General features: G+C 66.0%; 26 protein-coding genes. 14 read left to right on the forward strand and 12 right to left on the reverse strand.

Annotated features, from left to right (window positions below; all coding sequences use genetic code 11):
* The first annotated feature begins 153 nt into the window (after positions 1-153).
* Positions 154-1380: an MFS transporter gene (locus ON44_RS20490; protein ID WP_040692467.1), complete on the forward strand. Its 1227-nt coding sequence runs from the start codon at positions 154-156 to the stop codon at positions 1378-1380.
* Positions 1377-1916: a GNAT family N-acetyltransferase gene (locus tag ON44_RS20495; RefSeq protein ID WP_373283190.1), complete on the forward strand. Its 540-nt coding sequence runs from the start codon at positions 1377-1379 to the stop codon at positions 1914-1916. The genes ON44_RS20490 and ON44_RS20495 overlap by 4 nt, the downstream gene beginning before the upstream one ends.
* A gap of 5 nt (positions 1917-1921) precedes the next feature.
* Here ON44_RS20495 and ON44_RS20500 read toward each other — a convergent pair whose 3' ends face one another.
* Positions 1922-2674: an alpha/beta fold hydrolase gene (locus tag ON44_RS20500; RefSeq protein WP_040692472.1), complete on the reverse strand. Its 753-nt coding sequence runs from the start codon at positions 2672-2674 to the stop codon at positions 1922-1924.
* Positions 2675-2787: 113 nt separating this feature from the next.
* Here ON44_RS20500 and ON44_RS20505 point away from each other — a divergent pair, with 113 nt between their 5' ends.
* The 3 genes from ON44_RS20505 to ON44_RS20515 all read left to right on the forward strand — a co-directional run bounded on the left by ON44_RS20505 (position 2788) and on the right by ON44_RS20515 (position 5049).
* Positions 2788-3675, forward strand: coding sequence for an ABC transporter ATP-binding protein (locus ON44_RS20505; RefSeq protein ID WP_040692475.1), 888 nt, complete (start codon positions 2788-2790; stop codon positions 3673-3675).
* 42 nt (positions 3676-3717) lie between these two features.
* Positions 3718-4482, forward strand: coding sequence for a DUF2705 family protein (locus tag ON44_RS20510; protein ID WP_040692477.1), 765 nt, complete (start codon positions 3718-3720; stop codon positions 4480-4482).
* Between the two features lie 75 nt (positions 4483-4557).
* Positions 4558-5049 carry a GbsR/MarR family transcriptional regulator gene (locus tag ON44_RS20515; protein ID WP_051182243.1) on the forward strand — a complete coding sequence of 164 codons (492 nt, stop codon included), beginning with the start codon at positions 4558-4560 and terminating at the stop codon, positions 5047-5049.
* 1 nt (position 5050) lies between these two features.
* On the opposite strand, the gene ON44_RS20520 is transcribed toward ON44_RS20515, so the two are convergent.
* Positions 5051-5845, reverse strand: coding sequence for a tyrosine-protein phosphatase (locus tag ON44_RS20520; protein WP_040692478.1), 795 nt, complete (start codon positions 5843-5845; stop codon positions 5051-5053).
* A gap of 49 nt (positions 5846-5894) precedes the next feature.
* A complete protein-coding gene (gene zapE / locus ON44_RS20525) occupies positions 5895-6911 on the reverse strand; it encodes a cell division protein ZapE (protein ID WP_040692480.1) in 1017 nt (338 codons plus the stop codon).
* Between the two features lie 35 nt (positions 6912-6946).
* Between zapE and ON44_RS20530 the strand changes: the two genes are divergently transcribed.
* The 4 genes from ON44_RS20530 (at position 6947) to msrB (ending at position 11354) form a co-directional block, all read left to right on the forward strand.
* Entirely contained in the window at positions 6947-7708 is a 762-nt protein-coding gene (locus tag ON44_RS20530; RefSeq protein WP_040692483.1) for a pyrimidine reductase family protein, read from the forward strand.
* 32 nt (positions 7709-7740) lie between these two features.
* Entirely contained in the window at positions 7741-9297 is a 1557-nt protein-coding gene (locus ON44_RS20535; RefSeq protein ID WP_040692484.1) for an alpha/beta hydrolase, read from the forward strand.
* Between the two features lie 219 nt (positions 9298-9516).
* Complete coding sequence (locus ON44_RS20540) at positions 9517-10863, forward strand: glycosyltransferase family 87 protein (protein WP_245567254.1); 1347 nt, start codon at positions 9517-9519, stop codon at positions 10861-10863.
* Positions 10864-10910: 47 nt separating this feature from the next.
* Positions 10911-11354, forward strand: coding sequence for a peptide-methionine (R)-S-oxide reductase MsrB (gene msrB / locus ON44_RS20545; protein ID WP_040692485.1), 444 nt, complete (start codon positions 10911-10913; stop codon positions 11352-11354).
* Between the two features lie 89 nt (positions 11355-11443).
* Here the strand turns inward: msrB and hemQ are convergent, their stop codons facing one another.
* The 5 genes from hemQ to ON44_RS20570 form a co-directional block, all read right to left on the reverse strand.
* Complete coding sequence (gene hemQ / locus ON44_RS20550; RefSeq protein ID WP_040692486.1) at positions 11444-12139, reverse strand: hydrogen peroxide-dependent heme synthase; 696 nt, start codon at positions 12137-12139, stop codon at positions 11444-11446.
* A 342-nt stretch (positions 12140-12481) separates the two neighbouring features.
* On the reverse strand, positions 12482-13840 hold the full coding sequence (locus ON44_RS20555) for a protoporphyrinogen oxidase (RefSeq protein ID WP_040692522.1): 1359 nt from the start codon (positions 13838-13840) through the stop codon (positions 12482-12484).
* A gap of 104 nt (positions 13841-13944) precedes the next feature.
* The gene (locus tag ON44_RS20560; protein WP_040692488.1) at positions 13945-15480 is read right to left on the reverse strand and encodes an acyl-CoA synthetase; all 1536 of its coding nucleotides are present in this window, start codon (positions 15478-15480) and stop codon (positions 13945-13947) included.
* Positions 15481-15562: 82 nt separating this feature from the next.
* Complete coding sequence (locus tag ON44_RS20565) at positions 15563-16690, reverse strand: DUF5938 domain-containing protein (RefSeq protein ID WP_040692490.1); 1128 nt, start codon at positions 16688-16690, stop codon at positions 15563-15565.
* Positions 16691-16720: 30 nt separating this feature from the next.
* Positions 16721-17524: an SDR family NAD(P)-dependent oxidoreductase gene (locus ON44_RS20570; RefSeq protein ID WP_040692492.1), complete on the reverse strand. Its 804-nt coding sequence runs from the start codon at positions 17522-17524 to the stop codon at positions 16721-16723.
* 218 nt (positions 17525-17742) lie between these two features.
* On the opposite strand from ON44_RS20570, the gene ON44_RS20575 reads away from it, so the two are divergent.
* Positions 17743-18384, forward strand: coding sequence for a TetR/AcrR family transcriptional regulator (locus ON44_RS20575; RefSeq protein ID WP_040692494.1), 642 nt, complete (start codon positions 17743-17745; stop codon positions 18382-18384).
* A gap of 98 nt (positions 18385-18482) precedes the next feature.
* On the opposite strand, the gene ON44_RS20580 is transcribed toward ON44_RS20575, so the two are convergent.
* Together ON44_RS20580 and hemE are read right to left on the reverse strand one after the other, a co-directional pair.
* Positions 18483-19037, reverse strand: coding sequence for a uridine kinase family protein (locus tag ON44_RS20580; protein WP_040692495.1), 555 nt, complete (start codon positions 19035-19037; stop codon positions 18483-18485).
* A gap of 15 nt (positions 19038-19052) precedes the next feature.
* A complete protein-coding gene (gene hemE / locus ON44_RS20585; protein WP_040692496.1) occupies positions 19053-20108 on the reverse strand; it encodes a uroporphyrinogen decarboxylase in 1056 nt (351 codons plus the stop codon).
* 171 nt (positions 20109-20279) lie between these two features.
* Here hemE and ON44_RS20590 point away from each other — a divergent pair, with 171 nt between their 5' ends.
* Positions 20280-20831 (forward strand): DUF3000 domain-containing protein, encoded by a 552-nt coding sequence (locus ON44_RS20590; protein ID WP_040692523.1) that lies wholly within the window; start codon positions 20280-20282, stop codon positions 20829-20831.
* A 22-nt stretch (positions 20832-20853) separates the two neighbouring features.
* A complete protein-coding gene (locus ON44_RS20595) occupies positions 20854-22128 on the forward strand; it encodes an HRDC domain-containing protein (RefSeq protein WP_040692497.1) in 1275 nt (424 codons plus the stop codon).
* Positions 22129-22142: 14 nt separating this feature from the next.
* On the opposite strand, the gene ON44_RS20600 is transcribed toward ON44_RS20595, so the two are convergent.
* Positions 22143-22559 (reverse strand): SRPBCC family protein, encoded by a 417-nt coding sequence (locus ON44_RS20600; protein WP_040692499.1) that lies wholly within the window; start codon positions 22557-22559, stop codon positions 22143-22145.
* 107 nt (positions 22560-22666) lie between these two features.
* On the opposite strand from ON44_RS20600, the gene ON44_RS20605 reads away from it, so the two are divergent.
* Positions 22667-23236, forward strand: coding sequence for a CGNR zinc finger domain-containing protein (locus ON44_RS20605; protein WP_040692501.1), 570 nt, complete (start codon positions 22667-22669; stop codon positions 23234-23236).
* 162 nt (positions 23237-23398) lie between these two features.
* On the opposite strand, the gene dxs is transcribed toward ON44_RS20605, so the two are convergent.
* Positions 23399-25297: a 1-deoxy-D-xylulose-5-phosphate synthase gene (dxs, locus tag ON44_RS20610; RefSeq protein ID WP_040692504.1), complete on the reverse strand. Its 1899-nt coding sequence runs from the start codon at positions 25295-25297 to the stop codon at positions 23399-23401.
* A 220-nt stretch (positions 25298-25517) separates the two neighbouring features.
* Here dxs and glsA point away from each other — a divergent pair.
* Positions 25518-26507 (forward strand): glutaminase A (gene glsA, locus ON44_RS20615; protein ID WP_040692524.1); only part of this gene is annotated, 990 nt, incomplete at its 3' end.

A 26507-nucleotide genomic window follows, 5' to 3' on the forward strand; every position in this document is an offset into this window, starting at 1 on the left:
AGTGGCACGCGATAACGATCTCGACCACCCGCGCGTCGACCGTAGCGACCGAACCTGACCAAAAGGTCGACCGTCGCGCGTACGCATCCGACGAAAGGATGACTGCGACCGCCTCTCCAGGCACGGCCGCGGCCGGGCCGATACCCTCCGCAGATGGGATCGATTTCTCCCGTCCTGCGCGGAGCCCGGATCGCGAATTCGTTCGCCTTCGGGTTGCAGGGCTTTTTCTTCGCGGTGGTACTCACCGAACTGCCCCAGCAGAAGGATCGCTTCGACCTGTCCGATGGCCTGATCGCCGGTTCGGTCGTGCTGGTTTCGATCCTCGCCGGCGTCGGCAGCGTGGCGGCCGAGCAGGTGGCCACGCGGTGGTCGAGCCGGGTCACGGTGCGGATCGGACTGCTGGGAATCACGGTCACCGGATGCGCCATCGCGCTGGCCCCGAATATCCCTGTGCTGGCGATCGCACTCGGGTGCTATGGAATCGCGGTCGGCATCGTCGATGCGAGCACGAATATGCAGGGTGTATTCATTCAGCACGGGTACGGGAAATTCATCCTGTCCTCGTTCTACGGGGTGTGGAGTGCCGGATCGATCCTCGGCGCGCTGTTCGTATCCGCCTGCGAGGCATTGGATGTCACGCTGCGCGAATCGCTCTTTGCGGCGGCGGGCGTAGTTCTCGTGGTCGGGTTGGTGACCGGCCCACGCCTGCTCGGCGCCGCGGAGGCGGAGTCCGGCCCGGCGGAGGTGACAGTCAGCGAACCCTCAGCATCCCGAATGGTTCCGCTGCGCATGTATCTCGCCTTCGGCATTACGGCATCACTCGTGTTCGCGATCGATCTCGCCGTCAGCAACTGGTCGGCGCTGTACCTGAAGGAGGATCTGCTCGCCAGTTCTTCCACCGCGGCGTTGGCGTTGGCGGTCTATCAGTGTGCGTCGCTGGCCGCCAGACTGAGCGGGGATCTGTGGGTGCGCCGGCTCGGTGGACGCCGGGTGGTGCGCATCGCGGGGGCGATCGGCGTGCTCGGACTGGCCGTCGCGGTGGTCGCGCCCGGGCCGGTTGTCGCGATCGTCGGCTTCCTGATCGGCGGTTTCGGTACCGGCGTCGTCGCACCGCTGTGCTTCAGCGAGGCCGGACAACTGACCAGCGGACGGCAACTCGACGCACTGATCGCGCGCCTGAATCTGTTCAACTACGTGGGCACACTCGTCGGCGGCGGGCTGGTCGGCGCGATTGCCGCCGGATTCGGGCATCGGATCGGTTTCGTGATCCCCGTCCTGTTCATGGCAATCGTTATCGGACTCGCGCATGTATTCCATTCCCGTTCCGAACCGGATGAGCTTTCCGCGTCGAACGGAGGTCGTGCTGTACTGGACACATGAGCAACATCCCAGTCACCGTCGACCGGGCCGGATTATGGGACGCCGAGGCCCTCAGTGACGTTGCGGCCGCGACCTTTCCGCTCGCCTGTCCACCGCACGCTACCGCAGACGATATCGAGATCTTCATCGCCGAGGTGCTCTCCGGTGAACGCTTCGGCGAATATCTGAGCGACCCCACCCGGATCGTGCTCAAGGCGGTCGCGGGCGGCGATATCGTCGGCTACGCGATGTTGCACTACGGTGACCCGGCCGATCCCGACGTCGCCAAGGCCGTCGACCTGCGGCCGGCCGTCGAGATCAGCAAGATGTACGTACTGCCCGGCCACCATGGCGCCGGTGTGTCGAAGGCGCTGATGAACGCGTCGCTGAAGCAGGCCCGCGAGGAGGCGGTTGCCGGGGTGTGGCTCGGGGTCAACCGGGAGAATGAGCGCGCCCAGCGGTTCTATCTCAAGCACGGGTTCGAGCGGGTCGGCACCAAGACCTTCACCGTGGGTAGCCAGTTGCATCACGATTTCGTTATGCGCCGGGTTTTCTGACCGGCTCAGGCGACGAACTCGACCAACGCCGCATGGAAGTTCGGGTCCACGACGGCCATCAGGTGATCGCCGGACACGATCCGCAAGGTTGCGTCGGGCAGGGCGGCCGCGAGTCGATCGGGCTCGGCGGCGAACGGATCCTTATCGCCCGCCAGTACCAGGCTCGGCATGGTGATCTCGGCCAGTGTCTTTATCGGCTCGTCATCCAGGCCGGTCGCGACCGCCTCGATGGCATCGCGGTCGGCGCGCACTGCGTCGGCGAGGATCCGGAACATCATCGCGATCGGTGGTGTGCCCGCGCCGTCACCGCGCATGGCGGCGCGTAGATCGTCGATATCGATGACGCGCCGGTCGACGCCGCCGCAATCGAGCACACCGGAGCCGATGCCGCCCACAGCCAGCTTGCGCACCCGCTCATCCGCTCCCGCGACCAGCAGCGAGATGATCGCGCCCATCGAATAACCCACCTGCACAACGTCATCGAAGCCCAGCTCGTCGTAGAGCGCGCTGACGTCGCGCGCCATCCCCGCCCATGAATACCGCGCCGGATCATGGGGTTTCTCGGAACGACCGTGTCCGCGCGCATCCAGTGACACCACGGTGTGCCCGACGGCCTGCAGGGCACCGATCACACCGGTGGCCATCCAGTTGGCATTCGTATCGGCCACTACCCCGTGTTGCAGTACGACCGGGATGCCCTCGCCCTCCCACACGCGGTAGTTGAGCTCCAGTCCGTCCCAGGTCTTGAACGTCGTCATGACCGGATCGTAGCCCGCCCCAACGGTTGACAAGTTCTTTAAGTTCAGTATTTACTGAACATATCAGTCCTTGCGGAACGCGCAGGAACTAGAAGACTTCTCGAAGGAGCATCATGACCACCGCCGCGATCCGCACCGAGGGCCTGACCAAGCACTACGGCAAGCATGTCGCACTCACCGATCTGAACCTCGAGGTCGGCCAGGGCGAGGTGTTCGGGTTTCTCGGGCCCAACGGTGCGGGAAAGTCCACCACCATCCGCATCCTGCTGGATCTGATCCGACCGACTTCGGGCCGTGTCGAGGTGTTCGGCGTCGAGCCACGCGTCGGCGATGCGCAATTACGCGGGCGCATCGGTTACCTGCCGGGCGAACTCGAGATCGAGGGTCGCAATACCGCTCGTGAACTGCTCGCCTTCCTCGCCGATCTGCGCGGCGATGTCGCACCGAATCGGATCACCGACCTGGCCGATCTGCTCGATCTGGACCTGTCGAAGAAGGTCGGCGCGATGTCCAAGGGCAATAAGCAGAAGGTCGGCATTATCGCCGCCTTCATGCACAACCCGGATCTACTGATTCTCGACGAACCCACCTCCGGACTGGATCCGCTACTGCAGCAACGCTTTCTGGATCTCGTCGACGCGGCCAAACGCAACGGACAGACGGTGTTCATGTCCTCGCACATTCTCAGCGAGGTGCAGCAGACCGCCGATCGGGCGGTCATCATGCGCGCCGGGAAACTGCTCGGCACCGAGAATGTCGAGGATCTGCGCAGGCGTTCGCCGCGCTCGGTCGAATTGGTTTTCGGCGAGGACATTTTCGGCGACGACTTCGCCGGACTGCCCGGTGTGCGCGATCTGACCGTCGATGGAAAAACCTTGCGCTGCACCACCGAAGGCGAGGTCGACACGCTCTTCAAGATGGCCGCGAAATACCAACTGGTGAGCGTGCTGTCCACCGAGCCGGATCTCGAACAGATCTTCTTCAGCCGCTACGGGCGCTGATCAAACATCATCCGAATCATTTATCGCACAGGAGAATTCGTCATGACTCGCTCGGTCTTCACGCAGACCTTGAAGGAACAGCGGCGCGGCCTGATCGGCTGGTCGATCGGCTTCGCCGTTATCCCGATGATGTATCTGCCGTCCTACCAGTCGCTGAAGGAGCAGGGTTCGCTCGATATCAAGCAGAACACGATGTACGAGGCCATGGGTGTCAGCGATTTCGCCAGCGCCAGTGGCTATTTGAACGCGACGGTGTACTCGCTGATGGGTCTGCTGCTGATGCTGATCTTCGCGGTCACCTTCGCGAGCCGCTCGGTGGCACAGGAGGAGAACGGGATGCTGGATCTGCTTCTCGCACAACCGATCAACCGGATGAATCTGCTGCTGCAGCGATTCGCAGCACTGGCCGCGCAGACCGCGATCGCCACCACCGTGCTCACCCTGAGCGTTATCGCCGGGGCCGAGCGGGGTGGGCTGGAGGTACCCACCGGCAATATCGTGGCCGCAAGTGCCGGGCTCGGATTGCTGGCTCTGGCCGTCGGCGCGATCACACTGCTGGTGGGCGCGGCCACCGGAAAGCGTTCGGTGACACTGGGTTCGGCGTCGCTGATCGCGGTGGCGGGCTATCTGGCCAATAACCTCGGCGGTGATTTCGTGCGCAAGCTGTCGCCCTTCTACTGGGCCAATGGGGGCGCGCCGCTGGTGCACGGCTGGAACGTTATCCACCTGGTGGTGCTGGTCGTCGTTGCCGCGGTCGCCCTGGTGCTGGCGCTGAGCGCCTTCGATCGCCGCGATCTGGCGGTCTGATCGTCCGATACGGGGTGGGCCGACACGGTCCGCCCCGTTTACCGCTCTCCGTATTCTGGAAGGGATACTTCTCCGATGGGCACCACCGACAACGAGCAGACAACCGGACCGGCTCCGGAAAAGTTGGCATTCGTCGAGGATTTCGCGCTCGTACTGGAGCGGATGGGCCTCGTCCGGATGACGGGTCGGGCCGCGGGGTGGTTGCTGGTCAGCGATCCGCCGCAGCAGACCTTCGGCCAGATCGCCGATGCGCTGCAGGCCTCCAAGGGTTCCATCTCGTCGGCATTGAAGACGCTGGTCACCATGCGCTGGGTGGACAAGATCTCCAAGCCGGGCGATCGCAAGGACTACTACTCGATCCGGCCCGGAATTCTGCCGGAGCTGACCCGTCAGCAGAGCGGCATGTACACCGATCTCACCAATATGACCGCGCGCGGGCTAGCACTATTCGACGACCCGAATGGTGCTGACGCCGAACGGGTTCGGGATATGCACGAGTTCTTCGTGTGGATGGGCAAGGAACTGCCCGCGCTGATCGATCGGTGGTATGCCGAGCATCCCTCCTGAATCAGGCCAGCAGCTTCACCTTCAGTGCCGCGATATCGGTGGCCGACAGCTTCAATCCCTCGCGGACATAATTGTCGAAACTGCCGTAGCTCTGGTTCGCCTGGTCGAAGGCGGCGTCCAGCCATGCGGCCGAGACGCCGTTGAGCGGATCGTTCGGGCCGGCATTGCGGTACTGGTTGGACAGCAGGTAATCCTGCGTGACGGTATCGCGGTCCACGCCGAGGATGGTCAGCAGGACCGCGGACGTCCAGCCGGTGCGGTCCTTGCCCGCGGTGCAGTGGAAGACTACGGCGCCGTCGGTGTCGACGATGTCGCGTAGCACCGAGGCGAAGGCCTCGTTCGCGCCGGGCGCGGTGATGAATGCGCGGTACAGGTCATTGCCACCGGTGAGGGTGGTGACCAGGGTTTGCGGCGGAGCCTGACCGATGACATCGTTCCAGTTCGCGACCGCACCAGCGGGGAGGCGGTCGGCCGCAATGGTCCGCTCGTAGACGGTGCGCAGATCGTCGACCACGCGCACCTGACGGTCGGTCAGCACGGCTAGATCGGCCGGAGTCGCATTGTTGAGCTGACCGGTGCGGTAGACCAACCCGGTGCGCACCCAGTGTCCGTCGGCGGTGCGGTAGCCGCCCGCGTCACGGCCGTTCTGCACGCCCTGCAGGTTCAGCGCGCGGTCGAAGGTGACCGGATCGGCAACCTTGACCGGATCGGCCGGTGCGACGCCTGCCACCGGCCCGAAGGCGACGGTGAGACCGGCAGCGAGTGCGACCGGAAGTCGAAGGGAACGACGGACCATGACAGTGCTCCAATCATCGGCGTGAACCGGTCTCAGGGGCGCCGATCCGCTAGGCGGCAACCTCGAAGCGCGAAAGCGCCAGCAGACGGGAAATCGCACGCAGGTACTTCTTGCGGTAGCCACCGTCGAGCATCTCCTTGGAGAAGATCTCGTCCAGCTTCGCACCCGAAACCGTCACCGGAACGCTCGCGTCGTACAGCCGGTCCGCCAGTACGACGATCCGCAGCGCGACCGCCTGATCGGTCACCGCATGCACATTCGAAATGAATACCGACGACACCCCGGAGATCAGCGCGCCGTACTTCGACGGGTGCAGCGTGCTCAGATGCTTCAGCAACGCGTCGAATTCGTCGAGCGTGGAACCCGGTGTGGCAGAAGCACGTTCGGTGAGCAGCTCCGGCGAAGTGGGTTCGGGAGCGGGCGGCAGATCGCGGTGCCGGTAGTCCGGACCGTCGACGCGCACGGCCTCGAAGATCGAACCGAGCTTCTTGATCTCGCGCAGGAAGTCCTGGGCGGCGAAGCGGCCCTCCCCCAGCTGGCCCGGCAGGGTGTTGGAGGTGGCGGCAATTGAGACACCGCGCGCCGACAGCTCGGTCAGCAGCCGCGAGACCAGCATGGTGTCGCCGGGATCGTCGAGTTCGAATTCGTCGATGCACAGCACGCTGTTCGCCGCGAGCCGCTCGACGGCGTTGTTGAAGCCGAGTGCGCCAACGAGATTGGTGAGTTCACCGAAAGTGCCGAAGGATTTCGGCGCGGGCGCGCTGTGGAAGATGGAGGCAAGCAGGTGGGTCTTGCCGACGCCGAAGCCGCCGTCGAGGTAGAGCCCGGCGCCGCTGATCTGTTTCTTCTTCCCGAACAGGCTCTTCTTATTCGCCGCCTGATGGATCTTGGCGACCTGACCGGCGAAATCCTCGGCCTTGCGGACCGCGGCCGCCTGGGTCGGCTCCTTGGGATCGGGAATGTAGGAGGCGAAACTGACCTCGTCGAACATGGGCGGTGGCACCATCTGGGCGACCAACTGGTCCGCCGGAACCTCCGGATGGCGATCGACAAGGTGCTCTTGCATGCTGGAAGCCTAATGACGTGGTGTGATCTTTCTTCATGCAGCGTATCCACAATGCGATCCAGCTCACAGGACTGAGCCGGGACGAGCTCGCCGACCTGTACGCCTACCCCACCGAACTCGAGGCCCCTTGGGTCCGCGCCAATTTCGTCTCCAGCATCGACGGCTCCGCCACCAGCGACAATGTCTCCGAAGGCCTCGGCACCCCCGCTGACAAAACCGTCTTCATGCTGCTGCGCCAATTGGCCGATGTGATCGTGATCGGCGCGGGTACCGCGCGGGCGGAGAACTACGGCGGCGCCGGAACGGACCCGGTTTTCCGGCGCGCCCTTTACGACCGCGGCATCGGCGGACATCGCGACGGTGCGCCGCCACCGATCGCCGTGGTGACAGCGAGCGCTACCTTGGAGCCGGACGCACGGCTGTTCACCGATACCAAAGTTCCGACGCTGATCATTACGACCAGCACCGCGCCGGAGGATCGCAAACAGCAACTCGCCGATGCAGGCGCGCACGTCATCGAGGCGGGCGGTGTCGCTATCACCCCGCAGGGCCTGCTCAACACCCTCACCGACCTCGGGCTACAGCGCGTGCTGTGCGAAGGCGGTCCACATCTGTTCGGTGAGCTGCTGGAGGCGGATGCGGTCGACGAACTGTGCATCACCACCGCGCCGATCCTGGTGGGCGGTACCGCGCGCCGAATCTCGCTGTCGGCACACGAGTTCCGGGTACCGATGGTGCGCAGGCATATCCTGCTCGACGACGACGGCACCATGCTGACCCGCTGGACCCGTTCATGAACAAACCGCACGAACCTGGCAGGCTGTAGCGCATGCGCTGGACTCGGGCCGTCGTGCTGGCATCGACACTCTCGATCATGATCGCCGGATGCGGTGCGGGACCTTCCGATCGCCCCGGCGTCGCCGTCGAGCGCGCGCCGCAGGGCGGAGCGGGTCCGCACCCGACCACGGTCATCGCGCCGCCGCCGGATGCCGGTGTCCCCAAGACCGATCTGACCTGGCGCGATTGCACCACACCCACACTCGACCTACTCGGCCTCGGCCCAGCACCGTCCGGCCTGGTCCTGGACTGCGCCGAATACACCACCCCGATCGATTCGACCGGCGGTGTGCTCGGCAACTTCCGCACCGGCGCTATGCGGGCACGGCTGCCGCAGACCCCGACCGATGTCGCGCCGCTGGTCATCACCTCCGGCGCGGACCGCTCCTCCACCGCGACACTCGCCGGGCTCGCTGTCGGCGCGGGCAACGGGCTGCTCACCAGCCGCCCGATCGTCGCCGTGGACCGGCGCGGCCTCGGCACCTCGCAACCGATCGACTGCATGACCGCCGAGTCGCGCCGCGGCCTGGCCGATAACGGGCAATTCGGGCCGGGCGCAAGCGATCCCGTCGAAGCGGTGACCGGATTCAGCCAGGACGCCACCATCGCCTGCCGCGACTTCCTACAGCCCTATGAGGGCACCTTCGACGCACCGCACGCCGCCGATGACATCGAGCAGTTGCGCAGGCAGTGGCAGGTCGATCGGATCGACCTGCTCGGTTCGGGCAACGGTGCGAAGGTCGCGCTCAGCTACGCGCGCAAATTCGGCGACCACCTGGCGCGCCTGGTGCTGGACTCACCGGAGGCGGTCGGTACCGATGCCGTCACCCGCACCGAACAGCGCGTCCAGGGCGCGGAGGCGGCGGTGGCGGCATTCGCCCAGCGTTGTACGGGAGTCGGCTGCTCACTCGGCGCCGACCCACGTGCGGCGATCATCGATCTGGTGCGCAAGGCGAGCAGCGGCGGACTCGGTGATATCTCCGCGAATGCGCTGCTGACCGGGTTGTCGGGCTTCCTGGCCGGTCCGCGCGATCAATCCGCACATATCGCGGAACTCGCCGACGCGCTCTCGGCCGCCGGGCGCGGCGATCGCGGCCCGCTCGGGACGCTGATCCAGCGCGAAACCGCCGCCACCGCGGCCGACGGTCAGTTCGTCAACCGTTGCACCGACAACCAGCTGCCGCCGAGCCCCACCAAGGCCAAGGAGCTCGCGGACACCTGGGGTACCAAATACCCGGTCTTCGGCAGGTCAGCCGCCATCGGGATGATGGAATGCGTCGCCTGGCCGGTCAGCGCCGCGCCGCCGCTGCCGGAGAAGCTGGACCTGCCGGTTCTCGTGCTCGGCGGGGTCGCGGATCCGTTGGTCGGCGATGGCGGTCAAGCCTCGGTGACCGGTGCGCTCGGCGCCGCGGGCGCGCGCAAGGCGGCGATCACCTGGCAGGGTTGGGGACATCCGGTTTTCGCTCATTCCGGATGTGCGCAGCGGGCTCTCACCGACTACCTGAAGGACGCGAAACTGCCTGCTGATGGCACCGCTTGCCCCGCATGAGCGAGCGAATCAAAGGCACAGCCCCGTTAGGGGGATGACGGAGCCGAGCGCCGGCGAGGCGTAGTCACATGGGCGAGCGCAGCGAGCGCATCAAAAGACACAGCCCCGTTAGGGGATGACGGAGCCGAGCGCCAGCGAGGCGTAGTCATTTCCCCTAACCTCGGCGCGCCAGGTAGGTCCCGGCAACCGTCGCATGCGGATCCGGTGTACCGTGCCCCAGTGTTACTTCGACAGCTCGAGCCTCGCACCGCTCGCACCACCGCCGAGGTGATCAAGTTCGCACTCTGGCCCCTTGCGGTCATGACTGTGCTCAACCGGGTCTTCATCAAGGCAGTCAACGGGTTCATCACCGATGATTTCAAACCGGTCTACAACGCGTCGCTGGCATTCCTCAACCACCGACCGGTGTACACCGCGAACTACAATCTGGTGGATCCGCACTACTTGTATCCCCCGAGCGGCACGCTGCTGATCGCGCCTCTGGCGCTGATCGATCCGGAGAAGTCGCGCTGGTGCTTCATCCTGCTGAATGCCGCCGCCATCATCCTGGCCTGGTACCTGCTGCTCAAGCTGTTCAAGTTCACGGTGTCGTCGGTGGCGGCGCCGGCCCTGCTGCTGGCCATGTTCAGCTCCGAAACCGTTATCAACACACTGGTTTTCACCAATGTGAACGGATGCGTGCTGCTGGCCGAGGTGGCCTTCATCATGCTGCTGCTCGCACGTCGGGATCTGTGGGCCGGTGCGATATTGGGTTTGAGTATCGCGGTGAAACCGACGCTCGCACCGCTGGTGCTGATCGCGGCGGCGCGCGGGCAGTGGAAGGTGTTCTACACAGCTATCGGTGTCCCGGTCGCGCTCACCGCTGTCGCCTGGCCGCTGTCGAAGGACGCGGACAAGTTCTTCACCCGTACGGCGCGCTACATCTTCGAGTCCCGGGACTACTTCAACAGCGCGATCGTCGGCAATGCCGCGTACTACGGTCTGCCGCTGTGGCTGACCTGGGGCATTCGCATCGTGATGGGCGTAGTGGTGGCCATCTCGCTGTGGCTGCTGTACCGCTACTACCGCGAGGACGAACTGTTCTTCGTGACGACTTCGTCCGGTGTGCTGATGACCGCGTCGTTCCTGCTGTCCTCACTGGGGCAGATGTACTACTCGATGATGCTGTTCCCGCTGCTGATGTCGGTGGTGCTGCGCAATTCGGTGCTGCGGAACTGGCCGGCGTGGCTGGCGGTCTTCGGATTCATGTCCTACGACAAGTGGCTCTCGGACCGCTGGCAGGGCCTCGGGCGCAATCTGGAGTATCTGCGCATCACCTTCGGCTGGGGTCTGCTGCTGATCGTCATCACGTGTGTGCTCGGTGACCGGTATCTGGCGGCGCGACGGGAAGGTCGGCTGCAGTTCGGTATCGATCCGGAGTGGATGCGCTCGGCGCCGGATTCGCGGGATACCGCCGAAGAAGCACCGCTGGTGGTCGAGGCGGAGACGGCGTACGAAAGCACTCCCGGCGAGGCGACGAACGGCAGTGAATTGCTCGATGAACCCCGCGCGGGTGCACTCAAGTAGCGACGGGACAGTCGGCGCAGGCGTCGAAAAACTATTAGCGTGGAGCAATGAGTTCTGACGCCGACACGTCCCTACCCGCGCCCCGGATCCAGCTGACCCCACAGGAGTGGAAGGCCAAGCTGAATCCGGAGGAATACGCGGTGCTGCGACAGGCCGCGACCGAACGTCCGTTCATCGGCGAGTACACCGACACAAAGACCGAGGGCGTCTATGTGTGCCGGGCGTGCGGGGCCGAATTGTTCCGCAGCACCGAGAAATTCGATTCGCATTGCGGCTGGCCGTCGTTCTTCGACCCGGCGAAGTCGGAGGCGGTCATTCTGCGCTCCGACGACACACTCGGCATGCACCGGGTCGAAGTGCTGTGCGCGAACTGCCACAGCCACCTCGGCCACGTCTTCGAGGGCGAGGGATACAACACGCCCACCGATAAGCGCTATTGCATCAACTCCATCGCCCTGCAACTGCACCCCTCGGGCAGTGCAGCGGAGTAGAACGACTGCGGCGCTGAGCGAAAGATACAGACCGACCGGCTTGTTGCGCATGCCCCGAAAAACTGGGGCATGCGCAATCGGTCAGTAGCTCAGGGCAGCGCGGCTATGAGTTTTTCGATTTCGACGCGGGGGCCGGTGAAGAAGGGGACCTCTTCGCGCACGTGCAGGCGGGCCTCGGTGGCGCGCAGGTCACGCATGAGGTCGACGATGCGGTGCAATTCCGGGGCCTCGAAGGCGAGGATCCACTCGTAGTCGCCGAGAGCGAAGGAGCTGACGGTGTTGGCGCGCACATCCGGGTAGCCGCGTGCGGCCTTGCCGTGGTCGGCGAGCATCTTGCGGCGCTCGTCGTCGGGCAGCAGATACCACTCGTAGGAGCGCACGAACGGGTAGACGCAGATGTAGTTGCCCGGATCCTCACCGGCCAGGAACGCCGGAATGTGGCTCTTGTTGAATTCGGCGGGCCGATGCAGCGCCACATTGCTCCAGACCGGGGCGCTGGCCCGGCCCAGTTCGGTGGTGCGCCGGAAATCCGCGTACGCCGACTGCAGATCCTCGACCCGCTCGGCATGCGACCAGATCATGAAATCGGCATCGGCACGCATCCCCGCGACGTCATAGATGCCGCGAACCACGACATCACGCTCGGCGAGCCCATCGAAGAACGCCCGCGCCTCCTTGATGGCGGCCTCACGGTCGTCCCCCAGCACCCCCGGCTGCACCTGGAATACCGAGAACATCAGGTAGCGGATGGTGGAATTGAGTGCTTGATAGTCGAGTCGCGCCATGATTCCTATCGTGCCACTGCGGCGAATCGATGCATCCGTGCGGGCCGTTCCCGACGCGGATGTGCACGCCGTATCTCCGCGATTACACCGCGGTGGGCAGCATGCGACGCAGTGCCGATCAGGTCGCCGCGGCTCCGGTCATTGCACTGCAACCCGGTCGCAGCGCCGCGCTGGCGCAACGCCGATCTGGACGCCGCAGGTCGGGCCCTGACCACCGGAAGTCGCATTGCGGGGCGCCGATCACGATGCCGGAGCTCAGATCTGGCGCCGGCCATAGTCGCGGTCCGTGGCACAGCTTCCGCGGCTCAGGTCATGCCGCTGAACTGGGTGGCGCTGTGCTGATCAGGCGGCGGTGTGGGTCAAGGTGGTGGCTATGCGGTGGGCGGCGGCCGTGCCGGAGGCTACGCAGGCGGGGACGCCGACGCCGTGGAGGTACGCGCCCGCTATCGCGAGGCCCTCGAAGTCGGCTGTGGTGGATTCGATTTCGGCTATGCGGTCGAGGTGACCGGGGGCGTATTGGGCGAGACCGCCGGGCCAGCGTTGAACCACGGCCGAGATCGGTTCGATGGTGGCACCGGTGACGGTGGCGAGGTCTTCGGTGGCGGCGGTGATGAGTTCGGCGTCGGACCAAGTCTGGGTGGAGTCGTCGCCGAATTTGCCGAATGAGGCTCGGACGGCGGCGGTTTCGCGTTCGGCGAGATGGGTCCACTTGCGGCTCGACAGCGTGAACGCCTTGGCACGCAAGGGTTCTCCGGTGGCGACCAGGATGCCGGAGTTCTGCGGCAGCGCGGCATCGCGTGGAAGAGCAAGGGCCACAACGACAGACGACGACAGTTCGATGCCGGCGGCAGCCGATGCGGCGGCGGGCGCGAAGGAGCGCAGCAGGTTCGCGGTCACGGGGGCGGGGGTGGCGAGCACCACCGCGTCTACTGCGCCGATCGGTTCGAGTACCCAGCCGTGGGTCGCGCGGGTCAGGTGGGTGGCCGAGGTCGCGGTGATGAATTCCGCCTCGGACTTGACGGCCAATGCGTCGAGGAGCACCCGGTAACCGTCGCGAAGGCCGCCGAAAACCGGTGCGTTCGAGGGCGGCGGCATCGCGGCGGCGACCGCTGAGGTGAGGCTCGACGCACCGTTGTCGAGTGCGGCGGCCAGGGTCGGCAGCGCGGCACGCACCCCGATGGAACGCGAACTGCCCGCATAGACGCCACCGAGCAGCGGATCGACGCTGCGCTCGGCGACCTGCGCACCGAAACGGTCGGCGACCAGACTGTAGACGTCGATATCAGCGTCCGGGTACCAGGCCAGCGGCCGTCGCGCCTCCGCATCGATCCGCTCGAGTGTCTCGGCATCGACCAACCCGCGCATCGACTCGGCATCCGACGGAATGCCCATCAACGTGCGTTCCGGCAGCGGATGCGCGCTGCCCTGCGCCCAGACCAACGGCCGCAACCCGGCGGGCACCACCAACTGCGACTCCAGCCCGAGCTCGCGCAGCAGCGCGGGCACCTCCGGCCGCCGCCCGACGAACGCCTCCGCCCCGAGATCCAAAGGCTCCCCGGCCAATTCGCCGGTATACAGAATCCCGCCCAGCCGCGCGCCCCGATCGATGACCACGATCTCCGCATGTGCCCCCAGCAGCCCCCGTAACCGGTACGCCGCGACAAGCCCGCTGATCCCGCCACCGACCACCGCGATTCTCATGTCGCGACCGTAGCCCGCCAGCGGATCCGCACCGACCACACCCCTCACCTTCGTGACCGAGCACACGGTCGGCGTCCCGAGTCCGAGTACCGGGGCGGGTGTTTTCAACGGTCGCCGCGCAGCCGCGCCCGGATCTCCGGCTTGAGCACTTTGCCGATTTTCGAGCGCGGCAGATCAGGCCAGATCTCCACCTGCTTGGGAGTTTTCACCCCGCCGAGGCGCGCCTTGGTGTGCTCGCGCAGTTCGTCGCCGGTCGCGGTGTGACCGGCATGCAATTGGACGACAGCGGTGACCCGCTCGCCCCACTTATCGTCGGGCAGCCCGATGACCGCGCAGTCCTGCACCGCCGGATGGGTCAGCAGCGCCTGTTCGACCTCGGCGGAGTACACGTTGAATCCGCCGGTGATGATCATGTCCTTGGCCCGGTCGACGACGTAGAGGTAGTTGTCGGCATCGAGGTAACCGATGTCCCCGGTGTGATGCCAGCCGTACCGCGACACCTCGGCGGTCGCATCCGGATTCTTGTGGTACCCGGCCATCACCAGCGGACCTCTGACCACGATTTCGCCGCGCTCACCCGAGGGAAGCAGCCGGCCCTCGGCATCCATGATGGCCACCTGGGTGAGCGGGGTCGGCCGTCCGGCCGATGACAGACGTTCGGTGGCGATCGAGCCGTCGGGACGGAAGTGATCTTTCGGCGCCAGCGTAGCAACCATCATGGGCGCTTCGGACTGTCCGAACAGCTGACCCATGACCGGGCCGATCCGGTCCAGCGCGGCGGCCAGCCGGGCCGTCGACATCGGGGCAGCGCCGTACCAAAGGCACTGCAGCGAACCGAGATTCGCTTCCGGCAGCGCCGGATGATCCAGCAGCATGTAGATGAGTGTCGGCGGTAGGAAGGTGTGGGTGATCCGGTGCCGCTCGATCAACGTGAGAAATTCACCGAGATCCGGGGCGGGCATCACCACGATCTCACCGCCGAGGGTCAGGATCGGAAAGCACAGCACGCCCGCCGCGTGAGTAAGGGGTGCCAGCGCCAGGTAGCGGGGCCGAAGTTCGAATGGATAGCTCATCAGGGTCAGTGCGGTCATCGCCTCGATATTGTGGCCGGTGAGCCGGACCCCCTTCGGCCGTCCGGTCGTGCCACCGGTGCCGACCAGCATGGCGAGTTCGTCGATCGGCTCGATCTGCGTCGGATCGGCCGGACATTCGCGCACCCAGTCTTCGAAACATGTTGCGTCGGCGGCATTTCCGTCCAAACAGACCAGAGTCCGCAGCCCGGGGAGTTGCGGTGCGATGGCCGAAACGAGTGGTGCGAAGGCGGATTGGAAGATCAGGCAGGTGCAGTCGAAAAGGTCGAGCAGTTCCCGATTCTCCGCCGCCTCGTTGCGTGGATTGATCGGACACCACACCGCCCCGGCGCGGGCGATGCCGAAAACGCAGGCGAAGGCCAGTGTGTCGTTCGCCGACAGGATCGCGACCCGCTCGCCCGGCCGGATGCCGGATCGCGCCAATGCCCCGGCGATGCGCCACGACAACTGTTGCACCTGCGCATAGGTCAGCGTGCGCCCGTTCATGGTCAGGCAGGGTGCGGCGGCGCCGAGTGAAGCGCCCTTGTCGAGATAGTCGGTCAAACGCACGGTAATCCTCTACGGAAGCTGTTGTGGAAGTGGCCGATTCGGGCCACGGGCAGCGCGGTGCGCCCGTGGCCCGAGACCGCGATCAACGGTGCACGTTCAGGACCGGTTCACTGACCAACCCGAAACCGCGCAGTACTCCGAGCAGTTCCCGATGACCGAAGGCCTGGCACGCCGAGGCGAACCCGGTTCGTTTCGGCGGTGTCTGTAGCAACGCATTCGCGGCAAACACCTGCATCAGGCCGGTCTGCTTGTAGTTGCAATTCCCGTAGATCACACAGTGGGCACGCGCCAGCGGTCCGGACGCGTGCACGGAATCGAGCGAGGTGTTGATGCGCGGATTCTCCCGCGGCGGCATCTCGTCGCGCACCAGTGCGGCCTGTTCGGCCAGGACGCGATATTTCTCCTGCACCGGAAGGTCTTTGACCTGCTCGACAACCGCCTGCACGATCTGCGGCACACCCTGCATCAACGGCCGGTTGAAAACGCCGCCGAGCACCTTCACATTCGCGACCCGTGGATCGCGCTTGAACCACACCGGATGTGAGGTACCACCCCAAGGCAGTGCGAGCCCGATCTCGTGTTGGCCGGGCACCACCACGTCGTAGAGTCCGCCGTCCGCGGGCCACTCCACATACTGGTTCTGTTCGAGGTAGTAGGCCTTGGACAGCGCGGCATTGACCAGGATCGTCTTCGTGGACGCGACCGTCGGGAAGCCCTTCCAGAAGACCTGGATATCGAGTGTGTCCAGACCGGGGGTTTCCAGACAGATATTCGCCGCGATCTCGCCGGTGGTGTACATCTGCGCCACGCCCGGCGCGAGCAGCAGTCCGCGCGCGGCCATTTCGGCGCCGTACTGCTCATCGCAGTCGATCAGCCAATCCTGTTCGCCGGTGGTGTCGAGATAGTGGGTCCCGGCTGCCACGCAGGCCTGTACCACCTCGTGGCCGTATTGTGCGAACGGGCCGACGGTGTTGCAGACGACCCCGGCGCCACGAAACAGCTCGGTCAGCGTTGCGACCTCGTGCGCAACCTCGACGACCTCGTGTTCCACGGTGTCGATACCGGGAATCTTGTCGATCGCCTCCTGCAGCCGGGTCTTGTCCCGGCCCGCGGCGACGAACGGAATATTGAATTCGCGCAGATATTCACAGACCAGACGGCCGGTGTATCCGGATGCGCCGTAGACGACGACGGGCTTATCGGTGCTCATGGGATCTCGAACCTTTCGTTGTCGCAGTACTCACATGCCCATGCCGCCATCGACCGGCAGACCAGCACCGGTGATGAAGCGCGCGGCATCGGAGGCGAGGAACACCACTGCGTCGGCCATATCGGCAACCTCGCCGAGCCGTCCCTGCGGTGTCTGTTCGATGACGGCGCCGACGGCGGCTTCCGCACTGGGGAACAAGCCGATCCGAGCGACATCGCCGGCCAGCTGGGCACCCATCTCGGTCGGGACGAGTCCGGGGTATACGCAGTTCACCCGCACGCCGTAGCCGAGCTTCCCGGACTCCATCGCCGCGACCCTGGTGAGCCGATCCACCGCGGACTTGGTCGCCGAATACACCGAAATACCGGGAAAGGCGATGGTCGCGGCGACCGAGGCGATATTCACGATGGCGCCACCGCGCCCCGCCGGGCCGCCGGGCCGCATCGCGCGTAACGCGTGTTTGATGCCCAATGCGGTGCCGAGCACATTCACCTCGAGCATCCGGCGCACTTCTTCCGGATCGAGATCGACTACGAGGCTGGTGATTTCGACACCGGCGTTGTTCACCACGATGTCCAGGCCACCGAGCGTCGCGACGGTATCGGTGACCGCCTGCGCCCAGTTCGCGTCATCGGTGATATCGAGCGGCACGAATTCGGCCGTGGCGCCGCCGGCCCGCAACGCTTCTACGGTCTCCTTACCGAGATCCTCGCGCACATCGCCGATCGCGACCGCCGCTCCGGCGCGGGCCAGCGCCTCGGCCATACCCGCGCCGAGTCCTCGCGCACCACCGGTTACCAGGGCCGTGCGCCCGGCCAGGTCGTACCCACTCATCCGGCATCTCCTCCTCGAGATTTGTCCATTCGGCTTTCGCATTCGACTGATCGAATGCGACGTGGATCACAGTGTGCGCGCATCCTTGACGACCGTCAAGATTTTCTTTGACAGTCGTCAAGCTTTTCTTGCACGATCGTCAAATCAGCTGGTCGCCCGTTCCCGATACCGCGATACACTGGGCGAATTCACACGAGCGGTGACGGAGAGAAGCCACGATGACCGAAATCGTCGAAACCAGGCGGGATCGAATCGCGCGCCGACAGGTCGACAAATTCGGCGAGCGGCGCGCACAGCTGGCCGCCGCCGCACTGCACACTCTCGCCGAACTCGGCTATGCCCGGACCAGCCTGCGGGAGATCGCGCAGAAATCCGAGTTCACCCACGGCGTGCTGCACTACTACTTCAACGACAAGGTCGAGCTGATCACCCACGCGGTGCGGCAATACGAGCAGGTGTGCGTCACTCGTTACGACGACATCGTCGCCGCCGCGACAACGGCCGAACAACTCCGGCACGACTTCGGGGCGGCAATGGCGGCCACGCTGGACGCCGACGCGCCACTACACCGGCTCTGGTACGACTTGCGCAACCAGAGTCTGTTCGAGGAGTCCTTCCGCGATGACGTGCTCGAAATCGACGGCCATCGCGAGGAGATGATCCGCAACGTCGTCGACCGCTTCGCCGAGCTGTCGGGTCGACCGCTCCTGGTCCCCTCCGCCACGGCCTACGCCATCTTCGACGGCCTCTTCCAACAGGCGCTGCTGCGCAAACTCGCCGGACACAGCGATGCCGTCGACACGCTCGCCATCGAAGCCGCCGCCCTGCTCGACGTGGTGATCGGACAGCGCAAGCCCTAGCCGACCTCCGGAATTGCACTGTTGCACAGCCATTTACGGCCGCACATAGAGCGCGATCTGGGCGACGCGTCCGTTATGTCATTCGTTTACGGAGGGGGTCAAGGCGCACCGGAGATGATCAGGTCCACATGGTCGCGCGTGTGTTCGGTGGCGAAATGGGCGTCTTCGGCGGCCATCCACTGCTCCCACAGGGACAGGGTGTGCACGCCGTCGCGTTCGAGACCGCGCGCCAGACGCACCGCGCGCGGGGTGTCGATCCATACCGCGAGCGATAGCCGGTCGCGGACGACGGCGCGGGCCGAGGAGACACCTTCGAGAATGAGCACTCCCCCGGGACTGACATCGTGCCATTCGGCCAAATCCCGCTTGTCCCAGTCGTATCGCTGATATCGACCGACACGGCCCTGGGCGATCGGCACCAGCACCTGCTGTTCGAGCCGCGGCCACCAGGGGAGTTCGTTGTTTCCGGCCGCGAAGTCGTCGGTGTGTACCACCTGGGCATCGCACAGTGCCGCCAAAGATGCTCCGAACGTTGACTTTCCGGCTCCAGCCGGTCCGTCCACCGCCACCAGGCGGGTCGAACCGAGTCGCGGCGCGAGGGCGGCGACCCGACCCGCGATCTTCTCGACCGCCGGACTGCTACCCAGCGGCACAGGCCGACCGGTCGGTCACAGTTCGTGGACGAGTTGCACCAGGGCGGTCAGCACGCCCGGGTCGGTATCGGGCAGCACGCCGTGTCCGAGGTTGAAGATATGACCGGCCGCACCCATGGTGATCGCCTCATCGGCCTCGTGTGCGATGCGCCGCGCCTCGGCCTCGACGGCAGCGGATCCGGCGAACAGCACGGCCGGATCCAGGTTGCCCTGCAATGCTTTTCCGGGTCCGACCCGACGCACCGCCTCGGTCAGCGGCACCCGCCAATCGACGCCCACGACATCGGCGCCGGCCTCGCCCATCGCACCGAGCAACTCACCGGTCCCGACCCCGAAGTGGATCCGCGGCACCCCGGCCGCGGCGACCTCCGCGAACACCCGCTCCGAATGCGGCAGCACGAATTCGCGATAGTCGGCCAGCGAGAGCGCACCGGCCCACGAATCGAACAACTGCACGGCGTCCACACCGGCGGCCAACTGTGCCTGCAGGAAGGCGATGGTGATATCGGTCAGGACGCCGAGCAGCTCGTGCCAGGTCTTCGGGTCGGCGTGCATCATCGCCTTGGTGCGCTCGTGGTTCTTACTCGGGCCGCCCTCGACCAGATACGACGCGAGCGTGAACGGCGCACCGGCGAATCCGATCAGCGGCGTATCGCCGAGCGCATCGGTCAGCAGCTTCACCCCGTCGGTCACCGCGCCCACCTCTTCGGGCCGCAGCCGCGGCAGCGCGCGCACATCCGCGATGGTGCGCACCGGCGAGGCGATCACCGGCCCGACGCCGGCCACGATATCGAGATCGATACCGGCGGCCTTCAGCGGAACGACGATGTCGGAGAACAAGATCGCCGCATCGACACCGTGGCGCCGGATCGGCTGCATGGTGATCTCACACACCAGCTCCGGGTCGAAGCACGACTCCAGCATGCCGACGCCCTTGCGCAGTTCGCGGTACTCGGGCAGCGACCGTCCGGCCTGCCGCATGAACCACACCGGACGACGGCTCGGTGCGGCGCCGGTGGCGGCGGCCAGGAACGGGGCATCGGTCAACCGGCGACGGGTTTGAGTGCTCATCACCGCCTATCGTATGCGGCCCGCAAGGCCCTCTAGCGGCGCGCCTCCGACTGCGTCGGGCACGCAAGGTCTACCGTCGCTTCCGTGACACCGCTCGACTTCCGCGACGGAGCCGCACCGACCGAAGGACCCAACGGCGAGCCAGCTCAATTTCGCGCCGCGGTCGATGCGATGGGCACCGCAACCGTGCACCCTCGAATCGAGCTGGCACCGATCCGACCCCCACAACGCCTGGCACCCTTTTCGTACGCACTAGGCGCGGAAGTCAAACACCCCGAAACCAATGTGGTGCCGGTCGATTCCGAGGGCGACGCCTTCGGCAGGCTGATCCTGCTGCACGATCCCGAGGGCGCCGAAGCCTGGCACGGTATCTTCCGCTTGGTGGCCTACATCCAGGCCGATATCGATGCGGCACTGGCCACCGACCCGCTGCTGCCCGAGGTCGCCTGGAGCTGGCTGGTCGACGCGCTCGAAACCCGCGGCGAACCGTTCACCGCGCTCGGCGGCACCGTCACCTCCACCAGTTCGGTGCGCTACGGCGATATCGCCGGACCACCGCGCGCGCACCAATTGGAACTGCGCGCGTCCTGGACGGCGATGACCACCGATATGCGCCCGCACGTGGAAGGCTTCTGCGAAGTGCTGGCCTACGCGGCCGGTTTGCCGCCCGCCGGAATCACCCATCTGCGACCGGAGTCGTATACCAGCAACGACCACACCTGATCGCCACGTAAAGTTCAGGTTTATGTCGGTAGCAGACGAGTCCGAGCAAAGCAACACGCCACCAGAAAGCACGGCGGAGCCGCTGCTCATGCCTGCCGACGGTGTGCCCCCCGTACTCGTTACCGCAGCAGAGGTCGCCGCCGCCGCCGCTCGGCTCGCGGTCGGCACCGGTCCACTGGCCGTCGATGCCGAACGCGCCTCCGGCTTCCGGTACTCGGCGCGTGCCTACTTGATCCAGTTGCGGCGCGCGGGTTCGGGCAGTTTCCTGATCGATCCGATTCCGGTCGCCGATGCGCTCGAACCGCTGGCCGCCGCGATCAACGATCTGGAGTGGGTGCTGCATTCGGCGGACCAGGATCTACCCGGACTCGCCGAACTCGGTCTGCGCCCCGCGCGACTGTTCGACACCGAATTGGGGGGCAGGCTCGCCGGTTTCGAGCGCGTCGGCCTGGCAGCCATGGTGGAGCGGCTGCTCGGCCGTGCACTGCGCAAGGGACACGGTGCGGCCGACTGGTCGACCCGGCCGCTGCCCGACGATTGGCTGAACTACGCGGCACTCGATGTCGAATTGCTGCTCGAGCTGCGCGACGAGGTGGCCGCCTCGCTCGACGCCCAGCACAAGACCGATTGGGCCGCACAGGAATTCGAGCATGTCCGGATCACCGAACCCGGTACGCCGAAGGCCGACCGCTGGCGGCGCACCTCCGGCATCCACACCCTGCGCCGCACCCGCCAGCTGGCCATCGTGCGCGAACTGTGGACCACCAGGGATACCCTCGCCCGCACCCGCGACGTCGCCCCGGCCCGCATCCTCCCGGATGCCGCGATCATCGCCGCCGCGAATGCCGAACCGCGCACCATCGCCCAACTGCGCACCCTGCCGGTCTTCGGCGGGCCACGCCAACGCCGCTACTCCCGCGACTGGCTCGCCGCCGTGGACCGCGGCCGCACCCTCCCCGACACCGACCTACCACCCCTGACCCAGCCGTTCGAGGGACCGCCCCCGGTGAACCGCTGGGAGCGCCGTGATCCGGCCGCCGCCGCCCGCCTGGTTCGAGCACGCGCGGCGATGGGCGAACTGTCCATCGAGCACGCGATTCCGGTGGAGAATCTACTCTCCCCCGACCTGGTGCGCCGCTTGTGCTGGGACGGGCTCCCCGATTACGACCGTGTGGGCGAGCTTGACGACCTATCCGCCGCAATCGACGGATTCCTCAAGTCGGGCGGCGCCCGACCCTGGCAGCGCGAACTCGCGGTCCCCCGACTCGCCGCCGCCCTGACCCCAACCACCGAGTAGGCCGAACTCGGCGTTCAGGACGAGATCGCGACGGCGGTCTCGACGGTCTGCTTGAAGACCTGTAGGCCGTGCTCCATGGACGCGCCGAATGCGTCGGTGAGTTCGTGCGGCAGGGTGTCGTGAATCCAGACGAAGCGACTGCCGTCGGCGTGCGGGAAGACCTGCATGGACGAGTTGTCGTGCTCCGGGGTGACGCTCCCGCCGACGATCGAGAACACGATCCGGCGTTCGGCTTCGTCGAGTGCGATGAACCGTTCGTGCAGGACCGTGCCGTTCGCGAAGGTGACGATGCGCAGGTCCGGACCGTCGAGGGTGCTGTCGGTGACGAAGCCGGGCGCCATTCGGACCGGGCCCTGCGCGAAGTCGCCGATGATCGACCACAACTCCTCGGCGGGGGCCTCGACGATGATCTCCCTCTTGACCGATCCCATGACTGATCCTCCTGTACCGGAGCGGAGTCTCCGCTCGGGATAACTTCTGTTCCCGAAACGGTAGTTAGGTAACCAGCCATCGTCAATGGGCGGTTACTATTGACTTCATGTCCGACACAGTCGATGCCGCACCTGCGGCGCTCGCTCGTCTGGTGGAATTCGTCAACACCCGCCGCGCGGACGGCGACGCCATCGGCACACCCGAGCAATTGACGATTTGGCTCCGCACACATGAATTGCTGCCGGAGGGCTCGGCTGATACGGCCGCACAACAGCGAACCGCCCGAGTCCGCGAGGGGCTGCGCGCGCTACTCGCCACAAACAATGCCGAACCCGTCACCAGCCCCCGTCCGGACGGTCTGAACCCAGCGGCCCGCACCGAACTCGCCGCGCTCACCGCGGCGCTGCCACTGACTCTGGACGTGACCAGCACCCCGCCCCGCTTGGTCCCGCACACCAACGACGGCGTCGACCACGCCCTGGCCACCCTGCTCGCCGATGTCGCCACCGCCGTCGCGTCAGGCACCTGGTCACGCCTCAAGACCTGCCGAGAACCGAGCTGCCGCTGGGCCTTCTACGATCATTCCCGCAACCGCGGCCGCACCTGGTGCTCGATGGACGTCTGCGGCAATCGCGTGAAAGTCCGTGCCTCCCACCGCCGCAACGCAGCACGATAGTCACAGTCGCGCAGACCGGCTATCGCCTACGGGACGCGACCAGAGCGTACCGAAGCGGACCGGCACCGGGTAACCCGTCAATCGAGCCCTGCGATCACCGGTCGAAAGCACCAATGATGGTGCCGCCCAGCGCCGGTCGGCACCGGAGCGACAACCCCTGACTCAGCGTGCGTCGAGCCAGCCCGAGATGCGGCGGGCGATATCGGTCGCCGTAAGTCCGAGCTCTTCGTGCACCTCGTTGCGAGACGCATGGTCCAGGAAGTGCTGCGGCACACCGAGATCGCGGGTCGGCACATCCAAGCCCGCACTGCGCAAGCGCGCGGAAACGGTGGACCCGATACCGCCGTGCAGACCGCCGTCCTCCAGAGTCACTACGAGACGGTAGTTTTCGGCGAGCTTGACGACGGTATCGGAAACCGGCAGCACCCACCGCGGATCGATGGCCGTGACCGAAATACCTTCCGGCTCCAGCAGATCCGCGACCGCGACCGCGGTCGACGCGAAGGGGCCCACCGCGACCAGCAGTACATCACCGCGCTGGGCTCGGGCAGAGCCGCCCTCACGCTCGGGCAGCCGCAGCACATCGACCCCATCGAGCCGCTCGACGGCCGAAATATCCTCGGCCACACTGCCCTTCGGAAAGCGGATGGCGGTCGGTCCGTCGCTCACCGCGAGCGCCTCGGCCAACTCCTCACGCAACGTCGCCGCATCACGCGGGGCCGCAACGCGCATGCCGGGAATGATGCCGAGCACCGACAGATCCCACATGCCATTGTGCGAGGCACCGTCCGGACCGGTGATTCCAGCGCGATCCAGCACCACCGTCACCGGCTGCTTCAGCAGCGCGACATCCATCAGCAACTGGTCGAAGGCGCGGTTGAGGAACGTCGAGTAGATCGCCACCACCGGATGCATGCCGCCGAGGGCGAGTCCAGCCGCCGAGGCCATCGCATGCTGTTCGGCGATGCCGACATCGAACATCCGCTCCGGGAATCGCTCCCCGAATGCCGCCAGACCGGTCGGTCCGGGCATGGCCGCGGTGATCGCGACGATATCGTCGCGTTTCTCCGCATGCGCGATCAGCTCCTGGGAGAACACCGAGGTCCAGCCGAGCGCCTTGGGGCCGCCGAGCGGGCGGCCGGTGAGCGGATCGATCGGATCACAGGCGTGCATCTGGTCGGCGACGTGGTTCTCAGCGTGCGAGTAGCCGCGCCCCTTCTGCGTCACCACGTGCACGACCACCGGCCCGCCGAAATCCTTCGCGCGACGCAGTGCCGCCTCCAATGCGACGGTGTCGTGGCCGTCCACCGGCCCGACGTACTTCAGCCCGAGATCGCTGAACAGCTCCTGCGGACTCACCGCATCCTTGATCCCGGCCTTCACCGCATGCACCATCGAGTACGCGGATTCACCGACGCGCGGAATGCTCTTGAGGATCCGCTTCCCCGCATCCAGCGCATGCTCGTAGGCGGGCTGAGTGCGCAGCGCGGTCAACCGGTCGGCGAGGCCGCCGATGGTCGGCGCATAGGAGCGCCCGTTGTCGTTGACCACAACGACGACGGGCCGGTCCGGCGCGGCGGCGATATTGTTCAGCGCCTCCCAGCACATGCCCCCGGTGAGCGCGCCGTCGCCGACGACCGCGACCACATGCCGGTTCTGCCCGGTCAGCGCGAAGGCCTTCGCCAGACCGTCGGCATAGGACAGCGAGGCCGAGGCGTGCGAGGACTCGACCCAGTCGTGGGCGCTCTCGGATCGGCTCGGGTAGCCGGACAATCCACCCTGCTTGCGCAGCGTGTCGAACTGATCCTTGCGACCGGTGAGGATCTTGTGCACGTAGGCCTGATGCCCGGTGTCGAAGATCAACGGATCGGCCGGCGAGTCGAAGATCCGGTGTAGTGCGATGGTCAGCTCGACCACGCCGAGATTGGGGCCGAGGTGCCCGCCGGTGACGGCGACCTTCTGCACCAGGAACTCGCGAATCTCCTCCGCCAGTTCACCCAATTCGGCGACGGTCAGCCGTCGCAGGTCTTCGGGCGTATCGACCCGGGAAAGCACTCCCACCTGAACTCGCTCCCTCCGGATAGCGCATCTGATCCGATCAGTCTACGGAGCCGTGCCAGTGGCTCCGCACGACAATGCCCCGCCACCAGCCGACTTCGCGTGGAAGTGTGAGCCTCCACACGAATCGCCAGCCCATCCGAAGACAAGCTCGGGCGGACGAGTTCGCCGGTCCACGTAACGTTACCCAGCTTAGAGTGGACCTGTGGCCCTGCCCGAGCAGATGGTTCCGCAAACGGTCGACCCCGGGGTCGTGGCACGCATCGTCACCGATGTCTACGAATTGTGCCGCGGCGACGATTCCGGGGAACTCGCCGACTACATCCCCGAACTGGCTGCCGTACAACCCGATTCGTTCGGACTGTGCCTGGCCACCGCGGACGGTCGGGTCTACGGTACCGGTGACGTCACCACCGAGTTCACCATCCAGTCGATCTCCAAACCGTTCACCTACGCACTCGCACTGGCCGATCGGGGCATCGCGACCGTCGCCGAACACATCGACGTCGAGCCCTCCGGCGACGCGTTCAACGAAATCAGCCTGGATCCGGTGACCGAACGCCCGCGCAATCCGATGATCAATGCGGGCGCCATCACCGCGGCCGCACTCGTCAACGGCCGCGACCCGACCGACCGCTTCGAACGCATCCGGCGCTGTTACTCCCGTTTCGCCGGGCGCGAGCTCACCATGAACCAGGCGGTGTACGCATCGGAGGCGCGCACCGGATTCCGCAATCGCGCCATCGGCTACATGCTGCGCTCCTTCGGCATCATCGAATCCGATCCGGACGAGGCGGTCGACCGGTATTTCCGGCAGTGCTCGATCGATGTCACCTGCCGCGACCTCGCGCTGATGGCCGCGACATTGGCCAATAACGGACTCAACCCGCTGACCCACGAACGTGCACTGACCGCGGCCCTCACCGAACGCGTGCTCAGTGTGATGACCACCTGCGGCATGTACAACGCCGCGGGCGACTGGGTGACCACCGTCGGTCTACCCGCCAAGAGCGGTGTCGGCGGCGGCATCCTGGCCGTGCTGCCCGGCCAGATCGGCATCGCCGTCTATTCCCCTCGGCTGGATACACACGGCAACAGCGTGCGCGGTGTCGCGGCCTGCCGGGCGCTGTCGCAGCGGCTCGAATTGCACTTCCTGCACGTCACCCGGTCCGCGCGCACCGCGATCCGCGCCGCGTACACGGTGGCAGAGGTG

This window comes from Nocardia vinacea NBRC 16497 (genome assembly GCF_000308835.1).
GTDB classification, from domain to species: domain Bacteria; phylum Actinomycetota; class Actinomycetes; order Mycobacteriales; family Mycobacteriaceae; genus Nocardia; species Nocardia vinacea.